Origin of the sequence: Kitasatospora sp. NPDC051170 (assembly GCF_044455705.1) — a bacterium.
In the GTDB taxonomy this organism is placed as follows: domain Bacteria; phylum Actinomycetota; class Actinomycetes; order Streptomycetales; family Streptomycetaceae; genus Kitasatospora.
This window is the reverse complement of record NZ_JBITFA010000005.1, coordinates 24959-50152: the sequence shown is the minus strand read 5'-3', so window position 1 is coordinate 50152 and position 25194 is coordinate 24959. Positions and strand designations below refer to the sequence as shown.

Genomic DNA, 25194 nt, shown 5'->3' with positions numbered 1-25194 from the left:
ACGTCGGCGGCAGCGTCGGCGGCGACACCGGCCGCCGCCGGGCCGCCACCCGGCGGCGGACGAACACCACGATCTCCCCGCAGGGCGCGCCGAACCGGCGCAACACGGAGCTGGGGCTGCTGGCCTTCGCCGTCGTGCTGCCGATGCTCGCCTACGCCAACGTGGGCCTGGCGATGGACGGCGGACTGCCCGCCGGCATGCTCGGCTACGGCCTCGGCATGGGCGCGCTGGCGCTGGTCGCGCACCTGCTGGTGCGCCGCTTCGCGCCGTACGCGGACCCGCTGATACTGCCGATCGCGACCCTGCTGAACGGGCTGGGCGTGGTGATGATCTGGCGCCTGGACAAGGCCGGCAAGCTGCTGCCCGCCAACTTCGCGGCGGCCAGCAACCAGCTGATGTGGTCGGGCCTCGGGGTGGCGCTGTTCATCGGCGTGATGGTGTTCCTCAAGGACCACCGGGTCCTCCAGCGCTACACCTACATCTCGATGGTGGCGGCCATCGTCCTGCTCGCCGCCCCGGCCTTCTTCCCCGCCCGGGCGGAGGACTTCGGCGCCAAGATCTGGATCCGCCTGGGCGGCTTCTCCATCCAGCCCGGCGAGTTCGCCAAGATCATCCTGACCGTGTTCTTCGCCGGCTACCTGATGGTCAAGCGCGACGCCCTCGCCCTGGCCAGCCGCCGCTTCATGGGCCTGTACCTGCCGCGCGGGCGCGACCTCGGCCCGATCATCGTGGTCTGGCTGCTCAGCCTGCTGATCCTGGTCTTCGAGAACGACCTGGGCACCTCCTTCCTGTTCTTCGGCCTGTTCGTGGTGATGCTCTACGTCGCCACCGAGCGGACCAGCTGGATCCTCTTCGGCCTGCTGATGTCGGTCGGCGGCGCGGTCGCGGTGGCGATGACCACCAGCCACGTCAAGGTCCGCATCGACGCCTGGCTGGACCCGATGGCCGCCTTCGGCCCGAACCGGCCGGCGGGCTCGACCGAGCAGATCGGCCAGTCGCTGATGGCCCTCGGCTCCGGCGGCGTCACCGGCTCCGGCCTCGGCCAGGGCCGCTCCTGGCTGATCCAGTTCGCCGCGAAGAGCGACTTCATCCTCGGCTCCTTCGGCGAGGAGCTGGGGCTCACCGGCCTGATGGCGATCTTCCTGCTGTACGGCCTGCTGGTGCAGCGCGGCCTGCGCACGGCGCTCGCCGCCCGCGACCCGTTCGGCAAGCTGTTCGCGGTGGGCCTGGCCTCGGCGATGGCCCTGCAGGTCTTCGTCGTCGCCGGCGGCGTCACCGGGCTGATCCCGCTGACCGGTATGACCATGCCGTTCCTGGCCCAGGGCGGTTCGTCCGTGGTGGCCAACTGGGCGCTCATCGCGATCCTGCTCAAGATCAGCGACAGCGCCCGCCGCCCGGGGGCCGAACCCGCCCCCGCCACCGAGAGCCGGGGAGGACCCGCCCGATGAACAAACCGATCCGCCGGGTCTCGATCTTCTGCCTCGTGCTGATCCTGGCCCTGATGGTGCGCACCAACTGGGTCCAGGGCGTCCAGGCCGACGCCTGGGCCAGTGACAAGAACAACAAGCGCCAGCTGTACGACCGCTACGCCCACCCGCGCGGCAACATCATCGTCAGCGGCCAGCCCGTGACGAAGTCCGACTTCGTCAACGGCCTGCGCTACAAGTACAAGCGGTCCTGGAACGAGGGCCCGATGTACGCCCCGGTGACGGGCTACTCCTCCCAGGCGTACGGCTCCAGCCAGTTGGAGAACCTCGAGGACGGCATCCTCTCCGGCTCCGACGACCGGCTGTTCTTCCGCAACACCCTGGACATGCTGACCGGCGGCGAGAAGCGCGGCGGCGACGTCGTCACGACCATCAACGCCAAGGTCCAGAAGGCCGCCTTCGACGGCCTCGGCGACAAGAAGGGCGCGGTGGTCGCGCTCGACCCGAAGACCGGCGCGATCCTGGCCCTGGTCTCCACCCCCTCGTACGACCCGGGCACCTTCGCCGGCGGCGAGGACGGCGACAAGAAGGCGTGGACCGACCTCAACGCGGACGCGAACAAGCCGCTGCTCAACCGGGCGCTGCGCGAGACCTATCCGCCCGGCTCGACCTTCAAGCTGGTCACCGCGACCGCGGCGTTCGAGAACGGCCTGTACCAGAACACCGGTGACGCCACGACGACGCCGGACCCGTACAAGCTGCCCGGCACCGAGACCGTGCTGAAGAACGAGAGCCCGGACGAGCGCTGCGAGAACGCCACCGTCAAGTCCGGCATGGACCAGTCCTGCAACACGGTCTTCGCCAAGATGGGCGCGGACCTGGGCAAGGAGAAGATGCGGGCGCAGGCCGAGAAGTTCGGCTTCAACAGCACCCTGGACACCCCGGTCCGCTCCGAGAAGAGCATCTTCCCGGACAGCCCCAGCCTGGACCAGACCGCCCAGGACTCGATCGGCCAGCACGACACCCGCGCCACCCCGCTGCAGATGGCGATGGTGGCCGCCGCCATCGCCAACAACGGCAGCCTGATGCAGCCCTACCTGGTCGACCAGGAGCGCTCGGCCTCGCTGACCACCATCTCCAAGCACACCGAGAAGCAGTTCTCCCAGGCGATGAGCCCGGCCACCGCGCAGAAGATGCAGGACCTGATGGTCTCGGTGGTCGAGAACGGCACCGGCAAGAACGCCCGCATCCCCGGCATCCAGGTCGGCGGCAAGACCGGCACGGCGCAGCACGGCGAGGACAACGCCGGACTGCCCTTCGCCTGGTTCACCTCCTGGGCCAAGACGGCGGACGGCCAGTCGGTCGCGGTCGCCGTGGTGGTCGAGGACGGCTCCCAGAACCGCGACGGCATCAGCGGCGGCCGCCTCGCCGCGCCGATCGCCAAGGCGGTCATGCAGACGGCGCTCGGCAAGTAGCGCACGCCGTGCCGGGAGTGAGGGGAATGTCACGATCGGCACCCCCGTCCGGATACCGGTCTGGTATCGGCCTACCGTGGACTCCGGTCCGGCGCGCGGCGACCGGTAGCGTATCCGCCAGCAGCGGGTGTGCCCGTTGCCGCCCGCGAGGTGGTGCACGGCCCGGCCGGAGAACCGGCCCCGGGCCGCGCGGCGTCACCTGGAGCGTGCGGGGACACCTACGTGACAACCTCACCGGCGGGTGAGGGAGAGGGTCGGAACTATGGAAGAGCCTCGTCGCCTCGGCGGCAGGTACGAGCTCGGCGGCGTCCTCGGACGCGGCGGCATGGCCGAGGTGTACCTCGCCCATGACACCCGGCTCGGCCGTTCCGTCGCCGTGAAGACGCTCCGGGCCGACATGGCCCGTGACCCGTCGTTCCAGGCCCGTTTCCGCCGCGAGGCACAGTCGGCGGCCTCACTGAACCACCCCGCGATCGTCGCCGTGTACGACACGGGCGAGGACTACATCGACGGCATCTCCATCCCGTACATCGTGATGGAGTACGTCGAGGGTTCGACGCTTCGCGAACTGCTGCACTCCGGCCGCCGGCTGCTGCCCGAGCGGGCGCTGGAGATGACCATCGGCATCCTCCAGGCCCTGGAGTACTCGCACCGGGCGGGCATCGTCCACCGCGACATCAAGCCGGCCAACGTGATGCTGACCCGGCAGGGCAACGTCAAGGTCATGGACTTCGGCATCGCCCGCGCGATGGGCGACGCCGGGATGACCATGACGCAGACCTCGGCCGTCATCGGCACCGCCCAGTACCTCTCCCCCGAGCAGGCCAAGGGCGAGCAGGTCGACGCCCGCTCCGACCTGTACTCCACCGGCTGCCTGCTCTACGAGCTGCTGACCGTCCGCCCGCCGTTCGTCGGCGACTCCCCGGTCGCGGTGGCCTACCAGCACGTCCGGGAGGAGCCGCAGCCGCCGTCCGTCTTCGACCCCGAGGTGCGCCCCGAGGTCGACGCGATCGTGCTCAAGGCGCTCGCCAAGGAGCGGGACTACCGCTACCAGAGCGCCGACGAGATGCGCGACGACATCGAGCGCTTCCTCGACGGCCTGCCGGTGGCCGCGGCTCAGCAGGCCGCCGCGTACGGCATGGGCGGCTACGGCTACGACCAGAACGGCTACCCACAGCAGCACGACCCGTACGGCCAGACCAACGTCCTGCCCCAGCAGCCCGGCGGCGCCCAGACCACGGTGCTGCCGCAGGCCGGCGGCCAGGGCGGCTACGGCCAGCAGGGCGGCTACCAGGACGACTACGGCCAGACCTACGCCGGCGGCCAGGGCGGCGGGCAGGACGACGGCCCGGGCGGCCGCCGCGGCGCGCAGCCGAAGAAGAGCAACACCTCCTGGATCCTGCTGGCGATCGCCGCCGTGCTGGTCCTGGTGGGCACCTTCTTCGTCGCCCAGGCGATGTTCGCCGACAAGAAGGACGCCGCGAAGGTCACCGCCCCGAACCTGGTCGGCAAGACCCTCCCGGACGCCAAGACCGCCGCGGCGGCGGCCGGGTCCAAGCTGGTCGTGACGGAGGGCGACAAGATCGCCTGCCCGGACGCCAACATCAAGAAGGACCAGGTCTGCACCCAGAACCCGACGGCCGGCGGCCAGGTCGTGGAGAACGCCACCATCACGGTGCAGCTCTCCTCCGGCCCCGCCAAGACCCCGGTTCCGACGGTGACCGGCAAGCCCAAGGACCAGGCCACCAAGGCCTTGTCCGACGCGGGCTTCACCAACGTCACCACCGAGTACAAGGACGACGACACCGCCGCCCAGGAGACCGTCATCTCCCAGGACCCGGCGGCGGGCTCCAACGCCGACCCGAGCACTCCGGTCAAGCTGACCGTCTCGCAGGGCAAGTCGAAGGTGTCCGTGCCGAACGTGGTCGGCCAGCAGAAGGACGACGCGGTCAACCAGCTGCAGAGCGCGGGCTTCCAGGTGGACGCGTCGAAGACCACGACGACCAACGACCCGACCAAGGCCAACACCGTGGCCCAGCAGTCGGTCCAGGCGGGCACCAAGGCGGCGGCCAACACCAAGATCTCGCTGACGATCTACAAGGCGCCGGAGAAGGTGCAGGTCCCGCCGCTGGTCAACGTCAAGCTGTCGGACGCCGGACCCCAGCTGGCCAAGGTCAGCCTGACGTACCAGGTGGTCGGCGGCCCGCAGTCCCCGGACGCGGTGATCATCCAGCAGATCAACCCGCAGGCCGGGGCGATGGTCGACCCCAACACGGTGGTCCAGGTGGTGACCCGGCCCGGCGATCCGACCAAAGGGGGGGACCCCACCAAAGGGAACCCCTAAGCCGCCCGTCTTCCCCTGGTTCTGAGAACCTCTGAGAACCTCCGAGAGCTTCTGAGGCCGGGGGAACGCCCGAGGGCCCGTCGCGATCGCTCGCGGCGGGCCCTCGGGCGTTCGTCCGTTCCTCACGCGCTCAGGAGTGCCGCAGCTCCGGCGGCGGGGTGCGCCCGGCGTCCACGTCGTCCACGCGCACCAGGCTGCCCCAGACGGCCATCCGGTAGCGCGAGGTGTAGACCGGGGTGCAGGTCGTCAGGGTGATGTACCGGCCGGGGGCGGTGTAGCCGGAGCGGGCCGGGACGGGGGCGACGATGCCGGTGTCGTACTTGGAGGTCTCCGCCAGGGTGTCGTCGACCTTGTAGACGTACCACTTGTCCTTGGTCTCCACGACGATCGCGTCGCCCTTGTTCACGGCGTCCAGGTCGTGGAACTTGGCGCCGTGGCCGTCCCGGTGGGCGGCCAGCGCGAAGTTGCCGCTCTGGTCCCAGGGCATCGCGGCCTTGTACGGCTGCTCGTAGACCCCCGCCACACCCTCGTCCAGCACGGCGGTGGAGGTGCCCATCCGGATCAGCACCTGGAAGTCCGCGCCCATCGACGGGACGTGCAGGAAGCCGACGTCCTCCCCCGCCGCGAACTGCCGCGCGTCGGCCGGGGCTCCGGGGGTCGCGCCGGAGCTGGCGCCGGGGCTCGGGACGGGGGAGCCGCCCGGGGCGGCCCAGGAGTCGCGCAGCTTGTCCGCGGCGGCCGAGGAGGCCCGGTCGGCCTGGACGTTGGTCCACCACAGCGAGTAGGTGACGAACAGGCCGAGGACGAGCCCCAGGGTGATCAGCAGCTCGCCGAGGACGCCCAGCGCGGCCAGTGCGGCACCGCGACGCCGGCGCGCGGGCGGCGGGGCCTCCTCGGGCGGCGGGAAGGCTTCCCGACCGGCCTCGGCCGATCGTCCGGCGCCGTCGTCCTGCATCTGTGGTGCTCCCCCTCCGTGCCGGGCGGCTACCCGCCCGCGATCGCAGCCGGCTTGCCCTGGCTGCGCGGCCGTTCCTCCGTCATCTTGCCAAAGACGATGAGGCGGAACTTGGAGGTGAACTCCGGGGTGCACGTGGTCAGCGTGATGTAGCGGCCCGGGCCCGGGTATCCGGCGCCGGTGGGCACCGGCTTGATCACGCTCACGTTGCTGGGGGAGGTCTCCGGGATCCCGCTGGTGACCTCGTACGTGTAGTACGCGGTGGCCGTCTCGACGATGATCTTGTCGCCCTTGTCGAGCTTGTTGATGTACCGGAACGGCTCGCCGTGGGTGTTGCGGTGCGCGGCCAGCGCGAAGTTGCCCGCCTTGTCGGCCGGCATGCCGGTGCCGGTGTAGTGGCCGACCAGGCCGTTGTCCAGCACCGCCGACTTCGAAGTCCCCTCGGCGATGGGGAACTTGAGGCCCAGCTTGGGCAGGTAGATGATCGCGAAGCCCTTGCCCGGGGCGAACACCTCGGGCTTGTTCGGGTCCGGCGCGGGCTGCCCCGGCTTGGGGGTCTGGTCGAACTGCTGCTCCAGCTGGTCGCGGGCGTCGCTCGCGGCCTGGTCCGCCTGCACGTTGGTCCACCAGAGCTGGTACGCGACGAACAGCAGCATCACCACGCCCAGCGTGATGCAGGACTCGCCGACGAACCGCGCCACCAGCACCAGGGGCGACTCCTTGGGCCGCGGCCCCGCCGCCGCCCTGCCGCGCGCCCGGCGCCGTCCGTGGCCCGAGCGGACGGCCGTACGGCCCTTCGCGGCGCGCCGGCGCTCGGCCCGGCCGCCGGTGGGCGGGGCGGGCTCGGCCGCGGCGCCCGCGAGGTCGGCGGGCAGCCGCAGCTGCAGCGTCTGGTCCGGCAGCCAGGGGTACTCGGGGCCGTCCGCGGCGGGCTGCTCAGCCTGCTCGTACACGCCCCAGGCGTCCTCGGGGGATCCGGCCGCCTGCGGGACGCCGTACGGGTCCGGGCCGAGGCCCTGGGGCTCCCCGTGAGGCCGCTCCTGCGCCTGCGGCTGGTAGCGCCCCTCCGGACGCAGCGTGGTCACGCCGTTCAGCCTCGGCCGATCACCGGGGCGAGCCCGGCCGACCGGTCCACGGCCCGCGGGTCCCCGCAGTCCGCCAGCCAGTTGGCGAGCATCCGGTGGCCGCCCTCGGTGAGCACCGACTCGGGGTGGAACTGCACGCCCTCGACGGGGAGTTCGCGGTGCCGCAGGCCCATGATGACGCCGCTCTCCACCGTCCGGGCGGTGACCTCGAGCTCCGCGGGGACGGTGGCCGGGTCGACGGCCAGCGAGTGGTAGCGGGTCGCGGTCAGCGGCGAGGGCAGGCCCGCGAACACCCCGGTGTCCCCGTGCTCGACCGCGGAGGTCTTGCCGTGCAGCAGCTCCGGCGCCCGGCCGACCACCGCGCCGTACGCGACGGCGATCGACTGCAGGCCCAGGCAGACGCCGAACACCGGCAGCCCGATCCCCGCGCAGTGGTGCACCATCTCGATGCAGACCCCGGCCTCCTCGGGCGACCCGGGCCCGGGGGAGAGCAGCACTCCGTCGAAGCCCGCGTCGCCGTCGCGGCGCACGGCGTGCTCGACGGTCACCTCGTCGTTGCGCACGACCTCGCAGGTGGCGCCCAACTGGTACAGGTACTGCACCAGGTTGAAGACGAAGCTGTCGTAGTTGTCCACCACCAGGATGCGGGGCGGGTTCGGCTGGCTGCTCATGCGCGCGTGGTCTCCGTGGGGATGCGGTGCTGGATGGAAGTGCCGGGGCCGCCGGTTCAGCCGACCGCGGCCCCGTCGCCGCCGTCCACTGTGACGTCACCGAAGGGGAGCAGCGGTTCCGCCCACGGGAAGACGTAGGTGAAGAGGAGGTAGACGATCCCCACGACGAGGAGCAGCGAGATGACGGCCCGGACCAGGGCGTTCCCCGGCAGGTGACGCCAGATCCAGCTGTACATGGTGCTCCCTCGCGTAGCGGACTGGGATCAAGAGTAGACCCGCGCCCGAAGGGGTCGAGGCCGGTCCCGCTACTGCTGACCGCTCGCCGAATGCAGCTCGGTGGTACCGGAGTAGCCGGGGAGGGTGAGGTCCCCGCTCTCCTGGACCTTCCAGCCGAGTCCGTACGCCTGGACGTACTTGAGGTAGGTGCGGATCGTCGGGTCCGCCTCGACGGCCCCGCGCAGGGCGTCCGTCTTCCCCACGGCCCTGATGACGTACGGCGGGGAGTAGACCCGGCCCTGGAGCAGCAGGGTGTTGCCGACGCAGCGCACGGCGCTGGTGGAGATCAGCCGCTGGTCCATCACCTGGACCCCTTCGGCTCCTCCGCGCCACATCGCGTTGACGACGGCCTGGATGTCCTGCTGGTGGATGACCAGGTCGTTGACGCCGGGCTCGGGGACGCCGGGCACCCGGGCGGTGGCGTTGGGCGGGGCGTCGTTGAGGGTGACGGTCAGGCCGCCGCCCTGGAGCGGCTCGAGGGCCGCGCCGAGCCGCAGGCCGTCGAGCCTGGCGGCCTCGGCGGGGCTGTGGCCCTGCTGCTCGGTGAGGTGCTGTTCCTGGGCCTGGAGGTCGGCCAGCTGGGCCTGGGCCTGCTGGTTCTGGTTGCTGCGCTGGCGGATGACGTCGCCGAGGCTGAGGAGGGAGTTGTCGGTGCGCAGGTCGGTGCCGCGGGCGGTCTGCGCGCTGACGTAGAAGAGCAGTCCGGCGAGCGCGAAGACGGTGCAGGTCAGGGCACGTCCGACAATTCGGGTGCCGGAGCGGCGGGTACCGGCCCTCTCAGGGGGAATCGACAAATTAGTCACCGTACCCTTATCTCCTTGAGACCCGCCGAGCCACTACGCTAACGGACGCCGGTTGCACGTGCGGGGGGCCCAGGCCCTCTCGACCACCGACCGCCGGACCGACTCACCCGCTGCACCTCTGCGCGGTCTCACAGCGCATCGACAGGAGATCCCCTCGTGCCGAAGTCTCGACTCCGCAAGAAGTCCGACTACACACCGCCGACCACGACCGCGGTGAAGATCAGCTCGGGCCGTAGTTGGGTCGCACCGCTGATGCTGGCACTGTTCCTGATCGGGCTGGTGTGGATCGTGACCTACTACGTGACCAGCGGCTCCTACCCGGTCGAGAGCTGGCGGAACTGGAACATCCTGGTCGGCTTCGGCTTCATCGCCGCCGGCTTCGGCGTCTCCACCCAGTGGAAGTGACGCTCCGCTCCTCCTGAGGCCCGTCCTCGGACCCCCACCGCCGCTCCGGACCGTGCTCGACCCGGAGCGGCGGTCGGTCGTGTCCGGACGCGGCCGCCCGGCCATCTCCACAGTCGGATCATCAGGTTTATCCACATGGTTATCCACACTGGGGAAAAGTCTCCCCAGCCTGTGGATAACTTCCCGGGTCCCGCCCGTCCACAGCTGTGGACGAGGCCCGGGGGCCACCGGAACCGCACAGCGGAACACGCGTAGAACAACTGTCCGCACCCGGGCCGGCGCACAGCACGTGCCCGGCCCCGCACCCGCTGTGGACAACCGCCCTGGCGTCACCCGCCGTACAGGCCCATCCCGATCGCCAGCATTCCGGCCTCCACCGCCAGCGCGGCCACCACCGTCAGCCCCTGCACCAGGCCCCGGCGCTCGCGCGGGGCGTACATCAGGCCGACGGCCACCAGGGCGCCCAGCAGCAGACCGCCGAGGTGGGCCCGCCAGTCGATCGCGTCCCGGCGCGAGTAGGTGACGATCGCGTTGAAGACCAGCAGCGCCAGCACCGGGCCGAGCGGGCCCTTCGTCCGCAGCTGCAGCACCACCGTGGCGCCGATCAGGCCGAAGATCGCGCCGGAGGCCCCCCGCGAGTTCAGCCAGTCGCCGTCGATCAGGAAGCCCAGGGTGCTGCCGCCCAGGCCCGCCAGCAGGTAGAGCCCGAGGAAGCGCAGCCGGCCGAGCGCCTCCTCCAGCGCGGGGCCGAGCACCAGCAGGGCCAGCATGTTGGTGCCGATGTGCCACCACTCCACGTGCAGGAAGGTGGCGGTCAGCAGCCGGTACCACTGGTCCGGCCCCTCCGCGACGCCCTCCGGGCCGTTGCGGTGCAGCCCGACGCTGTACAGCGACCAGACCCGGTCCAGCTGCGGCGTGAACACGTAGGCGGCCAGCACCCAGACCAGCAGGTTGGCCAGGATCAGGAGCCGGGTGACGAGGGCGCCGTCCGCGACCGGCACGCCGCCGAACCGGGTGGTCGCCCGCCGCGCCCCGGTGTGGCCCCGGCCGACGCACTCGGGGCACTGGAAGCCCACCGAGGCGGTCACCATGCACTGCGGGCAGATCGGGCGCTCGCAGCGGGTGCAGGACACCCCGGTCTCCGTCCCCGGGTGCCGGTAGCAGCCGGGCAGCGCGGCCTGCGGCCCGCTCCCCGCCGGTCGGTCCTCCGGGCTCATCGGCCGTTCCCCTTCCGTACGGAGGCAGCCAGCCTACTGCGGCGCCCGCGGCGCTTCCGGACGTCTCCGCGGCTCGCGTACGGCCCACTCCGGCATGCCGCCGGACGAACACGGATGCATGATCAGCATTCAGGTGGATAAGTGCATTGAGGACGCCACCGAGGAGGAGAGAACTCGTGACCCTGACGGACACGGCCCGCGAGACCGCCACCAGGACCATGGACACCGCCGCCCACTTCGCGGACGGCGCCCGGCAGCGCCTCGGCCCCGCCCTGGACGCCCTCGGCCCCAAGGCCGGCCAGGCCGCCCACGCCCTCCGCGTCCAGTACGGCCGGCACCTCGCCCCACAGGTCGGCCAGGCTTTCGCCTCGCTGCCACCGGAGGCCCAGCAGAACGCCCTCAAGGCCCTCCACCGGGCCCAGGAGGCCGCCCTGGCGGCCCGGGTGTCCGCCGGACGCGCAGCCGACCAGGCGCGCTCCACCGTGGCCCCCAGGGTCCTCCAGGCGGTCGAGGAGGCCCGCGCCGCGGTCACTCCCGTCGCCCAGGAGGCCCAGAGCCGGGGCGCCGCCGCGCTGACCGCCCTCCAGGGCCACGTCAGCTCCGCCGAGATCAGCGGCCTCGCCGCCCGCAACGCCCGCCGGGAGCGCCGCTGCCGCGGCTGGACCACGGGCCTCGCCGTGGCGGGCGTGCTGGCGGTCGGCGGGGGCCTGGTGGCCTGGCAGTGGTGGCGGCGGCACAGCAACCCGGAGTGGCTGGTCGAGCCGCCGCAGGAGCAGTCGCCCCACCCGGCCGGCGCCCACGCCGCCACCGCCCCGCTGAACGGCTCCCCCACCGCCGGCACCGCTCCCGAGCGCTCCGCGGACGCCGGGACGGGCGACGGCACGGACTCCGGCACGGACCCCGGCACGGACGACGGGGACCGGCCGCAGCCCCGGTGACCGGCCCGGACATGCGAAGGGCGGCTGACCTGTCATCGCAGGTCAGCCGCCCTTGGCGCACTGTGGAGCATAGGAGACTCGAACTCCTGACATCTGCCTTGCAAAGGCAGCGCTCTACCAACTGAGCTAATGCCCCTCGACGGCACCGCGCGTGCCGACGGGCACTAGCGTACCGGGTTCCGGCGCCGTTCTCGGCGCCGTTTCCCTGGAGAGGAACCGGCCGGTCAGGTCGTATGACCGGACCGGCCGGTCCGGGAGGCGCGGACGGCGCCTCCGAAGATCGTCGATCGTCAGATCGCCCGGGGGCTCAGCGGCCGGCCGGAACCGGGTCGGTGGCCTCGGTCCACAGGTCCTGCTCGGCGCGGTCCGCCTGGACCTGACGGTAGACAAAGAAGCCGCCGAGGGCGACCAGGGCGACCAGGAGGAGCTTCTTCACCGCGGGACCTCGTCCTTCTTGCGTTGGCGGACTCAAGAGCCGGTGCTCCGGCCGGAATGACCGGGCCGACGAGTCCAGATGTGTTTCGAGCGCGAACCGGGCTGCCGGGTGCCAGACCGCCCTGCGGCCGATGATACACACCGGTGTCCCAATCGTGACCAGCCGCCGTACGGCCAACCCTCGGGCCCGGCCGGAGGATTGACGGCCCACATCCTCCCGGGCCCGCGCGGACGCCCGGACGGGCAGCCGGACGGGCGTCCGGGGGGAACGCCGAGGGGCCCGGAACGGATCACTGTGGATCGCTCCGGGCCCCTCGGATGCGGTGGGCCTAACAGGACTTGAACCTGTGGCCTCTTCCTTATCAGGGAAGCGCTCTAACCGTCTGAGCTATAGGCCCTCGTCGCGAGGCAAGAGATTACCGGAACATCCGCCCTGCATTCACCTCCACCCGGTGGCGCGGCGGAAGCGCGGCAACGCCGAAGGGCCCGGAGCGATGCTCCGGGCCCTTCGCGGTGGTGGGCCTAACAGGACTTGAACCTGTGGCCTCTTCCTTATCAGGGAAGCGCTCTAACCGTCTGAGCTATAGGCCCTTGCCGCACTGAAAGATTAGCGGACCGACGGCCGATCCCCCAAATCCGTATCGGCGGGCACTCCCCCCGGCCTGCGGCTCGGCCGCCGCAGCCACTCCTCCCGGGTCTGCGGCAGGCCCGCCACGCCCTCCTCGGTGCTGCGGACGGCGAGGATCTGGTTGACCCCGATCCGGTTCTGCTCGAAGGCGAGCGCGGAGGCCGCCATGTACAGCCGCCAGACCCGGGCCCGGCCCCGGCCGACCAGGCCGACGGCCTCCGTCCAGTGCGCCTCCAGGTTGGCCACCCACTCGCGCAGGGTCAGCCCGTAGTGCTCGCGCAGCGACTCGACGTCGCGCACCTCGAAGCCGGCCTCCTCCAGCACGGCCACCGTGGAGCCGACCGGGGAGAGCTCGCCGTCCGGGAAGACGAAGCGGTCGATGAAGGGGCTGCTGCGGTAGGGCTCGCCGGGGTGGTCGGGGCGGCGGGCGATCTGGTGGTTGAGCAGCCGGCCGCCGGGCGCCAGCAGCGCGTGGAGGCCCTCGGCGTAGACCCGGTACTGCTCGGAGCCGACGTGCTCGGCCATGCCCACGCTGGAGATCGCGTCGAACGGGCCGTCGGCGATCTCCCGGTAGTCCTGCAGCCGGATCTCGACCCGGTCGGACAGGCCCGCCTCCTCGATCCGGCGGCGGGCCAGCGCGACCTGCTCGGTGGAGATCGAGACGCCCACCGCGGTGACGCCGTAGTGCCGCGCCGCGTGCAGCAGCAGCGAGCCCCAGCCGCAGCCCACGTCCAGCAGGCGCATCCCGGGCCGCAGGCCGAGCTTGCGGCAGATGAGGTCGAGCTTGGCCTCCTGGGCGTCCTCCAGGCTCTTGGCCTCCGGCGTCCAGTACGCGCACGAGTAGACCATCGAGGAGCCCAGCACGAGGCCGTAGAAGTCGTTGCCGACGTCGTAGTGGTGGCTGATGGCCGCGCGGTCGCGGCCGCGGCTGTGCAGCCGGCCGCGGGCGTGGCCGACCTCCTCCGGCGGCAGGGCGGGCTCGGGGCCGAGCGCCCCGGCCCGCAGGGCGACGCCGAGGGCCCTGCGGGCCTCGGGGCCGAGCAGCCGGCGCGGGCCGAGGTGCAGGGTGCGGATCTCGGGACGCTCGGAGAAGCGGCCGACGACGGAGAGCACCTCGTACAGGTCGCTGCCGGGGGCGACGTCGAGGTCCCCCGCGACGTAGGCCCGGGCCAGGCCCAACTCGCCCGGCTGCCAGAGCAGGCGGCGCAGCGCCTTCCGGTTGCGCAGGGCCACCGTGGGGGCCCCGGGCGGCCCGGCCACGCTGCCGTCCCACGCCTGCACCCGCAGCGGTACGGGGACTCCCAGCAGCCCCTCCAGCGCCTCCACCAGTTGACCTGCGAGCTTCGCCACCGCGCGCCTCCGTCCAGCCGTTCTGCGGAACCTCACCCGACCCGGTCGAGCGGACCGGGGGCGGCCTGCGGCAGTCCCAGGAGGCGGCGTCCAGCTAAGCCCACCGCGGCCGGCCCGCTTCCGGGCGGCACGCCGCGGGCGGCCGGCTGTCACCCGAAATGCCGACGGGCCCCGCAGGCTGCAACAGCCTGCGGGGCCCGCACATTCCGTTCGAGGACGGCCGGTTGACCCGTGGTCAGTTTCCGGCCGGGGTCACTCCTCCTCGGCGAGGGTCAGCTCGACGCCGCCGGTGAAGCCGGCCGCGGCGTTGTAGATGAACGCCGAGAGGGTGGACAGCGCCGTCAGCAGGACGACGTCGACCACGGCGATCAGGGTGGTGAACATCATGACCTTGCCGAAGCCGATGTAGTCCATCAGGTTCAGCTGGTTGCCGGCGTTCTCCGCGCCGCCGCCGGTGACGTCCTTCATGGTCTTGGTCAGCGAGTCGAAGACGCCGAGCGAGTCCAGGGTCATCCACAGCACGGCCGAGGCCACGATGATGATGATCCCGACCGCCACGGCGAGCAGGAAGCTGACCTTCATGACCGACCACGGGTCGATCTTGGTCACCCGCAGCCGGGCCTTGCGCGTGCGGCCGAGACCGCCCGCGACCGCGGCCGGAGCCGGGGCGGCGGAGGGCCTACGCGCGGCCCCGGGGACGGGGGTGCCGCCGGCCGGGGTGTTCCCCGAGGTCCGGGTGCCCCGGGCCGGGGTCGGCTGGCCCTTGGTGTACGTCGTCGGCTGCGAGAAGCCGCCCCCTCCGGGGGCCGGGCTGCTCGGCGGCGGCGGGGGCGTCTGCCCGCCGTACGTCTGGCCCGCCCCGCCGACCGGTGGCATCAGCGAGGTGGACGCGGCCGAGTGCTCGGCCGGCGGCTGCGGTGCGCCGTAACCCCCGCCCTGCGTGCCCGGACGGCCGCCGGAGGGTCCTCCCGCAGCTCCCGTGGCTCCACTCACCTGGTCCTCCCGCACTTCCCACCAGGGCGGTGCCCTGATCCGTCACTCGTCATCCAGCACCCGGCGGAATTGCCCGGAACTGGTCGGCGAACCGGCGCCGCCGCGTCGGGTGTTCCCCGACGCGGCGCCACCGGTTCGAGGTCCGGCTCAGACCTCGGCGTCGCCGCCGACCGTCGTACCCGTACCCTCGGCCGTCTCGGTGGACTCGGTGGATTCGATGTCCGAACCCTCGTCCTCCGCCGTCTCCTCGTCCTCGGCCTCGGCGTTGCGGGCCATACCGACGACCGCATCGCGCTTTCCGAGGTTGATCAGTTGGACGCCCATGGTGTCACGTCCGGTTTCACGAACCTCGGAAACCCTCGTGCGGATCACCCCACCCGAGAGGGTGATCGCCATGATCTCGTCGCTGTCGTCGACCACGAGCGCGCCGACCAGCGAGCCCCGGCCCTCGACGATCTTCGCCGCCTTGGTGCCGTAGCCGCCGCGCCCCTGGACACGGTACTCGTCCACCGCGGTCCGCTTGGCGTAGCCGCCGTCCGTGGCGGTGAAGACGTACGTACCCGGACGGACGACGTTCATCGAGAGCAGTTCGTCCTCCTCGCGGAAGGCCATGCCCTTGACGCCGGAGGTGGCGCGGCCGGTCGGGCGCAGCGCGTCGTCGGTCGCGGTGAAGCGGATCGACTGGGCCTTCTTGGAGACCAGCAGCAGATCGTCCTCGGAGGAGACCAGCTCGGCGCCGATCAGCTCGTCGTCCCGGCCCTCCTCGTCCTGGCGCAGGTTGATCGCGATCAGGCCGCCGGAGCGCGGGGAGTCGTAGTCCTTGAGCGCGGACTTCTTCACCAGACCGGCCCGGGTGGCGAGGACCAGGTACGGCTTGTCCTCGTAGGTGCGCACGGCCATCACCTGGGTGATGTGCTCCTCCGGCTGGAAGGCCAGGAGGTTGGCCACGTGCTGGCCGCGGGCGTCGCGGCCGGCGTCCGGCAGCTCGTAGCCCTTGGCGCGGTAGACCCGGCCCTTGTTGGTGAAGAACAGGATCCAGTTGTGGGTCGTCGTCACGAAGAAGTGGTCGACGATGTCGTCCTGCTTGAGCTGGGCGCCGCGCACGCCCTTGCCGCCGCGCTTCTGCGAGCGGTACAGGTCGGAGCGGGTCCGCTTGACGTAGCCGCCACGGGTGATCGTGACGACGATGTCTTCCTCGGCGATGAGGTCCTCGATGGAGAGGTCGCCGTCCGAGGGGATGAGGGTCGAGCGGCGCTCGTCGCCGTACTTCTCGACGATCGCGGCGAGCTCCTCGGAGATGATCTCCCGCTGACGGGTCGGCGAGGCGAGGATCGCGTTGTACTCGTCGATCTTGCGCTGCAGCTCGTCGTGCTCGTCCATGATCCGCTGGCGCTCCAGGGCGGCCAGGCGGCGCAGCTGCATCTCCAGGATCGCGTTGGCCTGGAGCTCGTCGATGTCGAGCAGGCCCATCAGGCCGGTGCGGGCGGCGTCGGCGCTGGCCGAGGCCCGGATCAGCGCGATGACCTCGTCGATCAGGTCCAGGGCCTTGAGCAGGGCGCGCAGGATGTGGGCGCGCTCCTCGGCCTTGCGCAGCCGGAAGGTGGTGCGCCGGACGATGACCTCGACCTGGTGGTTGACCCAGTGCCGGATGAAGGAGTCCAGCGACAGGGTGCGCGGCACGCCGTCGACCAGGGCCAGCATGTTGGCACCGAAGTTGGTCTGCAGCTCGGTGTGCTTGTACAGGTTGTTGAGCACGACCTTGGCGACCGCGTCGCGCTTGAGCACGACCACCAGGCGGGTGCCGGTGCGGGAGGAGGACTCGTCCCGGACGTCGGCGATGCCGGCGATCTTGCCGTCCTTGACCAGGTCGGCGATCTTCAGCGCGAGGTTGTCCGGGTTGACCTGGTACGGCAGCTCGGTGATCACCAGGCACTGCCGGCCCTGGATCTCCTCGACCTCGACGACGGCGCGCATGGTGACCGAGCCGCGGCCGGTGCGGTAGTAGTCGTCGATGCCGCGGCGGCCGACGATCAGCGCGCCGGTGGGGAAGTCGGGGCCCTTGATCCGCTCGATCAGGGCCTCCAGCAGCTCCTCGGCGGAGGCCTCCGGGTTCTCCAGGTACCAGAGCGCTCCGGACGCCACCTCGCGCAGGTTGTGCGGCGGGATGTTGGTGGCCATGCCGACCGCGATGCCGGTGGCACCGTTGACCAGCAGGTTGGGGATGCGGGCCGGGAGGACGGTCGGCTCCTGCGAGCGGCCGTCGTAGTTGGGCGCGAAGTCGACGGTCTCCTCGTCGATGTCGCGCATCATCTCCATGGCCAGCGGCATCAGCTTGCACTCGGTGTAGCGCATGGCCGCGGCCGGGTCGTTGCCCGGGGAGCCGAAGTTGCCGTTGCCGTCCACCAGCGGCATCCGCAGCGACCACGGCTGGGCCAGGCGGACCACGGTGTCGTAGATCGAGGTGTCACCGTGCGGGTGGTAGTTGCCCATGACGTCGCCGACGACGCGGGCGCACTTGTAGTAGCCCTTCTCGGGCCGGTATCCGCCGTCGTACATCGCGTAGAGCACGCGGCGGTGCACCGGCTTGAGGCCGTCGCGGACCTCGGGGAGCGCCCGGCTGACGATCACGCTCATCGCGTAGTCGAGGTACGAGCGCTGCATCTCGGTCTCGAGCTCGACCGGCTCGATCCGCTGGGTCGCCAGGGCGGTGCCCTCGGCGGCGTCGGGGGTCTCGGGCTGTTCGCCTTCGGGACGGTTGTCGTCGACCACTGGTGGTCAGTTTCCTTTCACGCGGACTGGTACGTGCGGGGCCTGGTTCGCAGGCGTCACACGTCCAGGAAGCGGACGTCCTTGGCGTTGCGCTGGATGAAGGAGCGGCGGGCCTCGACGTCCTCGCCCATCAGCACGGAGAACAGCTCGTCGGCGCGGGCGGCGTCCTCCAGGGTGACCTGGAGCAGCAGCCGGTGCTCGGCGTCCATGGTGGTGACCCGGAGCTCCTCGGCGTTCATCTCGCCGAGACCCTTGAAGCGCTGGATCGCGTCGTCCTTGGGCAGTCGGCGGCCGGCCTCGACACCGGCGGCGATGATGGCGTCGCGCTCGCGGTCGGAGTAGGCGTACTCGAAGTCGTCCTTGCCCCACTTGATCTTGTACAGCGGGGGCATGGCGAGGTAGACGTACCCCGACTCGACCAGCGGCCGCATGAAGCGGAACAGCAGGGTCAGCAGCAGGGTGCGGATGTGCTGTCCGTCGACGTCGGCGTCGGCCATCAGGACGATCTTGTGGTAGCGCAGCTTGGACTCGTCGTAGTCCTCCTGGATGCCGCAGCCGAAGGCCGAGATCAGCGCCTGGACCTCGGTGTTCTGCAGCACCCTGTCGATCCGGGCCTTCTCGACGTTCAGGATCTTGCCGCGGATCGGCAGGATGGCCTGGGTGCGCGGGTCGCGGCCCTGCTTGGCCGAGCCGCCCGCGGAGTCACCCTCGACGATGAAGATCTCGCACTCGGAGGGGTCCTTGGACTGGCAGTCGGAGAGCTTGCCCGGCAGCGAGGCGGACTCCAGCAGGCCCTTGCGGCGCGTCAGGTCGCGGGCCTTGCGGGCGGCGACGCGCGCGGTGGCGGCCTGGATGGACTTGCGGATGATGTCCGCGGCCTCGTTGGGGTTGCGGTCCAGCCAGTCGTTGAGCTGCTCGTGGACGACCTTCTGGACGAAGGTCTTGGCCTCGGTGTTGCCCAGCTTGTCCTTGGTCTGGCCCTCGAACTGCGGCTCGCCGAGCTTGACCGAGATGATCGCGGTCAGGCCCTCGCGGATGTCCTCGCCGGAGAGGTTGTCGTCCTTCTCGCGGAGCAGCTTCTTGTCGCGCGCGTAGCGGTTGACCAGACCGGTCAGGGCCGCGCGGAAGCCCTCCTCGTGGGTGCCGCCGCCGTGGGTGTGGATGGTGTTGGCGAAGCTGTAGACCCCCTCGGTGTATGAGGAGTTCCACTGCATCGCGATCTCCACCGAGATCGCCTTGTCCTTGTCCTCCGCCTCGAAGTCGATGACCGAGGGGTGGATCACGTCGCCCTTGCGGGAGTTGAGGTGGGCGACGAAGTCGGCGATGCCGCCGTCGTACTTGTACGTGACGGAGAGCGGCTTGCCCTCCTCGTCCACGTGCTCGGGGCGCTCGTCGGTCAGCGAGATCGACAGGCCCTTGTTGAGGAAGGCCATCTCCTGGAAGCGCCGGGAGAGCGTCTCGAAGGAGTAGACGGTGGTCTCGAAGATGTCGCCGTCGGCCCAGAAGGTCACCGTGGTGCCGGTGCGGTCCGTCTCGGCGCCCTTGACCAGGGCGGCGGTCGGCGCGCCCATCTTGTACTCCTGGGTCCAGATGTGGCCCTCGGTGTGGATCTCCACCGCGAGCCGGGTGGAGAGCGCGTTCACGACCGAGACGCCGACGCCGTGCAGACCGCCGGAGACCGCGTACCCGCCGCCGCCGAACTTGCCGCCCGCGTGCAGCACGGTGAGCACGACCTCGACGGCCGGCTTCTCCTGCCCGGGGACGATGCCGACCGGGATGCCGCGGCCGTTGTCGGTCACCCGCACGCCGCCGTCGGGCAGGATCGTGACGTCGATGGTGTCCGCGTGCCCGGCCATGGCCTCGTCGACGGAGTTGTCCACGACCTCCTGCACCAGGTGGTGCAGGCCACGCTCACCGGTCGAGCCGATGTACATGCCGGGACGCTTGCGGACGGCGTCGAGGCCCTCCAGCACCTGGATGTTGCTGGCGTTGTAGGACTTCTCGCCCTGGTCGGTCTGGTCTGGGGTCTGGCTGGGGTTGCCGGAATCGGCCACGAAGCGCCCTCTCTGGCACAGCACGGGCCGCATACCCACCCCTGCGGGCGAGCGTGCGACCACGGCGTTTCGACTCGGTTGCCACTGGCAACAGTGTTTGCTCTTCAGTCTACCGGTAGGACTGACAGAGATGGGCGTTTGGCAGCCCTTGAAGGCAGATACGCCGCCCTGAATCCCCTCGGGACGAGTCCCGATACTCGACCGGGGGGCCCAGAGCGCTTGAAAGGGCTGTCAGGGGTTCCGGAAGATCTCCATCCGGCTGGGGTCGCCACCGGACCGCGGGCCGGCCCCGGTCAGCCCCAGGTGTCGCCCGGCCCCTTGCTCCCCGGAGCGCGCAGCCGGCCGTAGCCGCGTACGGGCGCGGCCGGGCCGAGCACCTTGATGGTCCTGACGGTGCCGTGGCCCAGCTCGTGGTTCAGACGGGCCACCAACTGCCGGGCCAGCCAGCGCAGTTGAGTGGCCCACGCGGTGGAGTCGCACTGCACGGTGAGGACGGCCTCGGCGTCGTCGTAGGAGGAGGGGTGGCAGTGCGCGGCGATGTCGGGGCCGACGATCTGCGGCCAGCGGCCCATCACCCCGCCGACCGCGGCCGAGGACTCCCAGCCCCGCTCGGTCAGCAGCCGGTTCAGCGCCGCCCCCAGCGGGACGGGGTCGCGGCCGTCCGAGCGGGCACCGCTGCGCAGGCCGTGGCGCTTCGCCTCGCGCTTCTGCTGGACCTGCTCACCACGCTGCTTCGCCTGGGCCCGGGCCGCCCGCAGGGCGGAGCGGGCGAGGTCGGCACCGGTCAGCCCGGCCCCTGGGGAAGTCTCCGCCGGCTCGCTCACGGCGATCTCCTTTCCCCAGCCTGTGGACAACGCTGAGCGATCCAGCGTACGGGAGGGCGCACGCTCCCGTACGGGCGGTGGGCCCGGTGCGGTGTCGTGCTGCGTAGTGCTGTGCTGTGCTGTGTGCTGCGACGGGCGTGCGGGGGAATGTGCGCCGGCCGCTCAGGCGTCGACCCGGCGGACCTCGCCGTCCGCGACGGCGAAGCGGGCGCCGGCCAGCGCCTTCGGCACGTCCTCGGCGACGGCGGCGGTGACCAGCACCTGCTCGCCGTCCGCGACCAACTCGGCCAGCCGGTCCCGGCGGGCGGCGTCCAGCTCGGCGAACACGTCGTCCAGGATCAGCACCGGCTCGCCGCCGTCCGCGCGCAGCAGCTCGTACGAGGCCAGCCGCAGCGCCAGCGCGAACGACCAGGACTCGCCGTGACTGGCGTACCCCTTGGCCGGCAGCGGGCCGAGCTTGAGCACCAGCTCGTCGCGGTGCGGGCCGACCAGGGTGATCCCCCGCTCGACCTCCTGCTTGCGCACGCTCTGCAGGGCCTGGAGCAGCTGCTCCTCGGCCTGCTCGCGGCTGCTGGGCAGTTCGCCCTCGAAGGAGCTGCGGTACTCCAGCAGCGTCTCCCCGCCGCCGGGGGCGACCCGGGCGTAGGCGGTCGTCACCAGCGGCTGCAGGGCGGCCACCAGCTGGATCCGGAAGGCCGTCAACTCGGCTCCGGCGCGGGCCAGATGACCGTCCCAGACCTCCAGGGTGGACAGGTCCGCGCCCTTGCCGCCGCCGGCCCGGCGGGCCATCGCGGCGGTCTTGAGCAGGGCGTTGCGCTGCTTGAGCACCCGCTCGTAGTCCTGGCGCACGCCCGCCAGCCGGGGGGCGCGGGCGGTCAGCAGCTCGTCCAGGAAGCGCCGGCGCTCCCCCGGGTCGCCCTTGACCAGGGTGAGGTCCTCGGGGGCGAACAGGACGGTGCGCAGCAGGCCCAGCACGTCGCGCGGGCGGACGTTGTCGGAGCGGTTGATCCGGGCCCGGTTGGCCTTGCCCGGGGTGAGCTCCAGTTCGATCAGGGTGGAGCGGCCGCGGTCCACCACCGAGGTGCGGATCACCCCCCGCTCGGCGCCCAGCCGGATCAGCGGGGCGTCGGTGGCCACCCGGTGGCTGCCGAGGGTGGCGACGTAGCCGATGGCCTCGACCAGGTTGGTCTTGCCCTGGCCGTTGGGCCCGACGAAGGCCGTCACGCCCGGGTCGAGGGGAACCTCGGCCCGGGCGTACGACCGGAAGTCGGCGAGCGACAGATGCGCGACGTGCATGGCTGTGGACTGCGCTCGCCTTCTATCAACAGGGCTGTGGACGAAGCCCGATGGGGATGAGGGCCGGTGGGTTACTTCGACTCGACCGCGTGGCCGCCGAACTGGTTGCGCAGCGCGGCGATCATCTTCATCTGCGGGGAGTCGTCCTGGCGGGAGGCGAAGCGGGCGAACAGCGAGGCGGTGATCGCCGGCAGCGGCACGGCGTGGTCGATCGCGGCCTCGACGGTCCAGCGGCCCTCGCCGGAGTCGGCGGCCCAGCCGCGCAGCTTGGCCAGGTGCTCGTCCTCGTCCAGGGCGCGGACGGCGAGGTCCAGCAGCCAGGAGCGGATGACGGTGCCCTCCTGCCAGCTACGGAAGACCTCGCGCACGTCGGTGACCTCGGGGGCGGCCTCCAGCAGCTCCCAGCCCTCGGCGAACGCCTGCATCATGGCGTACTCGATGCCGTTGTGGACCATCTTGGCGAAGTGGCCGGCGCCGACGCTGCCGGCGTGCACGTCGCCGAACTCGCCCTCGGGCTTGAGCGCGTCGAAGACCGGCTTGACCCGGGCGACGTGCTCGGCGTCGCCGCCGTACATCAGGGCGTAGCCGTTCTCCAGGCCCCAGACACCGCCGGAGACACCGCAGTCGACGAAGCCGATGCCCTTGGCGGCCAGCGCCTCGGCGTGCTTGATGTCGTCCGTCCAGCGGGAGTTGCCGCCGTCGACGACCACGTCGCCGGGGGAGAGCAGCTCGGCGAGCTCGTCCACGGTCGCCTGGGTGGCGGCGCCGGCCGGGACCATCACCCAGATCACGCGCGGGCCCTGGAGCTTGGTGACCAGTTCCTGCAGGCTCTCGACGTCGGAGACGTCGGGGTTGCGGTCGTAGCCGATGACGGTGTGGCCGGCGCGGCGAATCCGCTCGCGCATGTTGCCGCCCATCTTGCCGAGACCGATGAGGCCGAGCTCCATGACCAAGTCCTTACCTGTGGTGACGTGCCTGCCGGCGGCGCCGTTGCCGCACGCCCCGAGCCTACGCTTCCGGCCGGGACGGGCTGGTCGCAGCCGGGCCGAGCGGGAGCGGCCCGGGAGCGGCCGGGGAAGCCCGGGGAGAGCCCGGGGAGAGCCCGGAGAGACCGGGGGAGACGTCCACAGGCTGTGCACAGCGAGTGTGCACAGCCTGTGGACGGCGCCGCGGACCGGGGTCAGCCGGAGAGGCGGACCGGCATGATCAGGTACTGGTACGCCTTGTCCTCCTCGGAGTCCACCGCCACCTTGCCGCTGAGCAGCGCGGGCTTGGTCGGGGTGGTGAAGCTCAGCTGGGCGAAGGGGGAGTCGATGGCCTTGAGGCCCTCCTCCAGGTAGCCCGGGTTGAAGGCGATCGAGATGTCGTCGCCCTCGAGGTCGGCGTCGATCCGCTCGGTGGCCTGGGCGTCGTCGCCCGAGCCGGCCTCCAGCGTCAGCACGCCCTGCTCGAAGCTGAGGCGGACCGGGGTGTTGCGCTCGGCGACCAGCGAGACGCGCTTCAGCGCCTCCAGGAAGGGCTGGGTCTGGATCGCGGCGACGGCGCTGAACTCCGTCGGGAAGAGGCTGCGGAACTTGGGGAACTCGCCCTCCAGCAGCCGGGTGGTGGTGCGGCGGCCGGCGCCCTCGAAGCCGATCAGGCCCTCGCCCGCGCCGCCCGAGGAGAGGGCGATCGAGACGTTGTCGCCGCTGCCCAGGGACTTGGCGATGTCCTGCAGCGTCTTGGCGGGCACCAGGGCGACGGCGGAGATGTCCGACTGCTCGGGCTTCCACAGGAGCTCGCGGACGGCGAAGCGGTACCGGTCGGTGGCGGCCAGGGTGATCTTCTCGCCCTCGATCTCCACGCGCACACCGGTGAGCACCGGCAGGGTGTCGTCACGGCCGGCGGCCACGGCGGCCTGGCTGACGGCGGAGGCGAAGACGTCACCGGAGACCACGCCGGTGGCGGTCGGCATCTGCGGCAGGGCCGGGTACTCGTCCACAGGAAGGGTGGGGAGTGTGAACCGGGAGCTGCCGCAGACCACGCTGACGCGCTGGCCGTCGGTGGAGATCTCCACCGGGCGGTTGGGGAGGTTGCGGGAGATGTCGTTCAGCAGGCGACCGGAGACCAGGACGGTGCCGGCCTCCTCGATGTCCGCCTCCAGCTCGACGCGGGCCGAGACCTCGTAGTCGAAGCCGGACAGGGCCAGGCTGCCGTCCTGGGCCGTCAGCAGCAGGCCGGCCAGCACCGGCACCGGCGGCCGTGCCGGGAGGCTGCGAGCAGCCCAGGCCACCGCCTCCGCGAGGACGTCACGCTCCACCCGGAACTTCACCGGTAACCGCCTCCTGGATCGAGCGCTCCCGCTCGCAGTCTGGTTCGTCTGATCTTGATCGTCGGCTGGGCTGTCCACCGAGCGATGCCACTCCGCTTCCAGTCCGCAGAGGACAGTCTGACGTACTCCGCCGACAGACGGGGCAGACGGGCGGAAGCGAGCCGAACAGATGTCGGGGAGCGGTTGTCCACAGATTTCGGGCCCACCCACCTTGAAAGCAAGTCCTCGCTCTATCTGTGTAGCGGTAGTAGTAGGGCCTGTGGAAACCGTGGATAACCCCGTTTTCGCAGGTCAGGGCCTGAATTTTGTCCACACCGCATGTGGATGGCGCCTGTGGACGGACAGGCCTCGCTGTGGACGACCGAGCGTTACCCACAGGGCACGCCGGGTATCCACAGGTTATCCCCAGCGCTGTCCCCAGATCCGGACCCGGTTATCCACGGGGGCCGGTCAACTTTGCGTGACGCCTTTCACACCGGGGTATGAACACCGCCCCAAAGTTGTCGAACTGTGGACGCCACTGTGGACAAGCTGGGGATAACCGCCCTCCGCCTGGGGACAACCGGTGGATAACCCGGATGGCCGATTGGCGGCCCGTCAATTGTCCACACCCTGTGGATAACCGTTGTGCACAAGTACACAGGCACCTGACCTGCGCGGAAGAGCGTAGCGGCGCCGGGCCTGTGGACGAATTCTGGATAACTTCCGGGCCTGTGGCCTGTGGATCGTGGAGAAGGCCCCGATCCTGTGGACAACCGCCGTGCGCGCCCCGGGTTTTCGAATCACCGGTCAGTTGTTCGGCGCGGGCTGTGGATCGACGCAGCGTCCGTCGTGGACATCCCTGCCCCGCCCGCTCGCCGTGCACACCTTCGGAGGGCCTCCGGATACGGGAAAAGGGCGTCAGGATCGCTCCTGACGCCCTTTTCGGCCACGCGGTG

At 71.2% G+C, this 25194-nt stretch carries 20 protein-coding genes and 3 tRNA genes; 5 read left to right on the top strand and 18 right to left on the bottom strand.

The features are described from left to right. Positions 1–71 precede the first annotated feature (71 nt). From ACIBCA_RS13315 to pknB, 3 genes are all read left to right on the top strand, one after another. Positions 72–1448: an FtsW/RodA/SpoVE family cell cycle protein gene (locus ACIBCA_RS13315; RefSeq protein ID WP_396283268.1), complete on the top strand. Its 1377-nt coding sequence runs from the start codon at positions 72–74 to the stop codon at positions 1446–1448. After that, positions 1445–2902: a peptidoglycan D,D-transpeptidase FtsI family protein gene (locus ACIBCA_RS13310; RefSeq protein ID WP_396282984.1), complete on the top strand. Its 1458-nt coding sequence runs from the start codon at positions 1445–1447 to the stop codon at positions 2900–2902. The genes ACIBCA_RS13315 and ACIBCA_RS13310 overlap by 4 nt, the downstream gene beginning before the upstream one ends. A 262-nt stretch (positions 2903–3164) precedes the next feature. Beyond that, the gene (gene pknB / locus ACIBCA_RS13305; RefSeq protein ID WP_396282983.1) at positions 3165–5246 is read left to right on the top strand and encodes a Stk1 family PASTA domain-containing Ser/Thr kinase; all 2082 of its coding nucleotides are present in this window, start codon (positions 3165–3167) and stop codon (positions 5244–5246) included. Positions 5247–5376: 130 nt separating this feature from the next. Here the strand turns inward: pknB and ACIBCA_RS13300 are convergent, their stop codons facing one another. The 5 genes from ACIBCA_RS13300 to ACIBCA_RS13280 all read right to left on the bottom strand — a co-directional run bounded on the left by ACIBCA_RS13300 (position 5377) and on the right by ACIBCA_RS13280 (position 9036). Then, on the bottom strand, positions 5377–6201 hold the full coding sequence (locus ACIBCA_RS13300) for a class E sortase (RefSeq protein WP_396282982.1): 825 nt from the start codon (positions 6199–6201) through the stop codon (positions 5377–5379). 29 nt (positions 6202–6230) lie between these two features. Next, positions 6231–7286: a class E sortase gene (locus tag ACIBCA_RS13295; RefSeq protein WP_396282980.1), complete on the bottom strand. Its 1056-nt coding sequence runs from the start codon at positions 7284–7286 to the stop codon at positions 6231–6233. Between the two features lie 5 nt (positions 7287–7291). Next, positions 7292–7957: an aminodeoxychorismate/anthranilate synthase component II gene (locus tag ACIBCA_RS13290; protein ID WP_396282979.1), complete on the bottom strand. Its 666-nt coding sequence runs from the start codon at positions 7955–7957 to the stop codon at positions 7292–7294. Positions 7958–8013: 56 nt separating this feature from the next. Then, a complete protein-coding gene (locus ACIBCA_RS13285) occupies positions 8014–8193 on the bottom strand; it encodes a hypothetical protein (RefSeq protein WP_396282978.1) in 180 nt (59 codons plus the stop codon). Positions 8194–8262: 69 nt separating this feature from the next. Then, positions 8263–9036 (bottom strand): DUF881 domain-containing protein, encoded by a 774-nt coding sequence (locus ACIBCA_RS13280; protein ID WP_396282977.1) that lies wholly within the window; start codon positions 9034–9036, stop codon positions 8263–8265. Positions 9037–9192: 156 nt separating this feature from the next. On the opposite strand from ACIBCA_RS13280, the gene crgA reads away from it, so the two are divergent. Further along, positions 9193–9441, top strand: a complete 249-nt coding sequence (gene crgA / locus ACIBCA_RS13275; RefSeq protein ID WP_031067805.1) for a cell division protein CrgA — start codon at positions 9193–9195, stop codon at positions 9439–9441. Positions 9442–9770: 329 nt separating this feature from the next. Here crgA and ACIBCA_RS13270 read toward each other — a convergent pair whose 3' ends face one another. Further along, entirely contained in the window at positions 9771–10658 is an 888-nt protein-coding gene (locus ACIBCA_RS13270; RefSeq protein ID WP_396282976.1) for a rhomboid family intramembrane serine protease, read from the bottom strand. Positions 10659–10834: 176 nt separating this feature from the next. Between ACIBCA_RS13270 and ACIBCA_RS13265 the strand changes: the two genes are divergently transcribed. After that, the gene (locus ACIBCA_RS13265) at positions 10835–11596 is read left to right on the top strand and encodes a DUF5324 family protein (RefSeq protein WP_396282975.1); all 762 of its coding nucleotides are present in this window, start codon (positions 10835–10837) and stop codon (positions 11594–11596) included. 63 nt (positions 11597–11659) lie between these two features. On the opposite strand, the gene ACIBCA_RS13260 is transcribed toward ACIBCA_RS13265, so the two are convergent. The 12 genes from ACIBCA_RS13260 to dnaN form a co-directional block, all read right to left on the bottom strand. Further along, a tRNA-Ala gene (locus ACIBCA_RS13260) sits at positions 11660–11732 on the bottom strand. 171 nt (positions 11733–11903) lie between these two features. After that, positions 11904–12032 (bottom strand): DLW-39 family protein, encoded by a 129-nt coding sequence (locus ACIBCA_RS13255; RefSeq protein ID WP_014137031.1) that lies wholly within the window; start codon positions 12030–12032, stop codon positions 11904–11906. Positions 12033–12355: 323 nt separating this feature from the next. Then, positions 12356–12429: transfer RNA gene (locus tag ACIBCA_RS13250), tRNA-Ile, on the bottom strand. A 116-nt stretch (positions 12430–12545) separates the two neighbouring features. Continuing rightward, positions 12546–12622, bottom strand: a tRNA-Ile gene (locus tag ACIBCA_RS13245). 16 nt (positions 12623–12638) lie between these two features. Next, the gene (locus ACIBCA_RS13240) at positions 12639–14009 is read right to left on the bottom strand and encodes a class I SAM-dependent methyltransferase (protein ID WP_396282974.1); all 1371 of its coding nucleotides are present in this window, start codon (positions 14007–14009) and stop codon (positions 12639–12641) included. Between the two features lie 252 nt (positions 14010–14261). Further along, positions 14262–15002 carry a DUF3566 domain-containing protein gene (locus ACIBCA_RS13235; RefSeq protein WP_396282973.1) on the bottom strand — a complete coding sequence of 247 codons (741 nt, stop codon included), beginning with the start codon at positions 15000–15002 and terminating at the stop codon, positions 14262–14264. Between the two features lie 147 nt (positions 15003–15149). Continuing rightward, a complete protein-coding gene (gyrA, locus tag ACIBCA_RS13230) occupies positions 15150–17771 on the bottom strand; it encodes a DNA gyrase subunit A (RefSeq protein ID WP_396282972.1) in 2622 nt (873 codons plus the stop codon). 56 nt (positions 17772–17827) lie between these two features. Further along, entirely contained in the window at positions 17828–19849 is a 2022-nt protein-coding gene (gene gyrB / locus ACIBCA_RS13225; RefSeq protein ID WP_396282971.1) for a DNA topoisomerase (ATP-hydrolyzing) subunit B, read from the bottom strand. Positions 19850–20118: 269 nt separating this feature from the next. Further along, positions 20119–20649, bottom strand: coding sequence for a DUF721 domain-containing protein (locus ACIBCA_RS13220; protein ID WP_031067792.1), 531 nt, complete (start codon positions 20647–20649; stop codon positions 20119–20121). A 162-nt stretch (positions 20650–20811) separates the two neighbouring features. After that, on the bottom strand, positions 20812–21945 hold the full coding sequence (gene recF / locus ACIBCA_RS13215; RefSeq protein ID WP_396282970.1) for a DNA replication/repair protein RecF: 1134 nt from the start codon (positions 21943–21945) through the stop codon (positions 20812–20814). 71 nt (positions 21946–22016) lie between these two features. Then, positions 22017–22892 carry a phosphogluconate dehydrogenase (NAD(+)-dependent, decarboxylating) gene (gnd, locus tag ACIBCA_RS13210; protein ID WP_396282969.1) on the bottom strand — a complete coding sequence of 292 codons (876 nt, stop codon included), beginning with the start codon at positions 22890–22892 and terminating at the stop codon, positions 22017–22019. Between the two features lie 233 nt (positions 22893–23125). Next, a complete protein-coding gene (gene dnaN / locus ACIBCA_RS13205) occupies positions 23126–24256 on the bottom strand; it encodes a DNA polymerase III subunit beta (protein WP_396282968.1) in 1131 nt (376 codons plus the stop codon). Positions 24257–25194 lie beyond the last annotated feature (938 nt).

Excerpts from the sequence above, each read along its gene's own strand:
- ACIBCA_RS13310 (WP_396282984.1), top strand. The coding sequence starts at position 1,445 with ATGAACAAACCGATCCGCCGGGTCTCGATCTTCTGCCTCGTGCTGATC.
- pknB (WP_396282983.1), top strand. The coding sequence starts at position 3,165 with ATGGAAGAGCCTCGTCGCCTCGGCGGCAGGTACGAGCTCGGCGGCGTC.
- ACIBCA_RS13300 (WP_396282982.1), bottom strand. The coding sequence starts at position 6,201 with ATGCAGGACGACGGCGCCGGACGATCGGCCGAGGCCGGTCGGGAAGCC.
- ACIBCA_RS13290 (WP_396282979.1), bottom strand. The coding sequence starts at position 7,957 with ATGAGCAGCCAGCCGAACCCGCCCCGCATCCTGGTGGTGGACAACTAC.
- ACIBCA_RS13285 (WP_396282978.1), bottom strand. The coding sequence starts at position 8,193 with ATGTACAGCTGGATCTGGCGTCACCTGCCGGGGAACGCCCTGGTCCGG.
- ACIBCA_RS13270 (WP_396282976.1), bottom strand. The coding sequence starts at position 10,658 with ATGAGCCCGGAGGACCGACCGGCGGGGAGCGGGCCGCAGGCCGCGCTG.
- recF (WP_396282970.1), bottom strand. The coding sequence starts at position 21,945 with ATGCACGTCGCGCATCTGTCGCTCGCCGACTTCCGGTCGTACGCCCGG.
- gnd (WP_396282969.1), bottom strand. The coding sequence starts at position 22,892 with ATGGAGCTCGGCCTCATCGGTCTCGGCAAGATGGGCGGCAACATGCGC.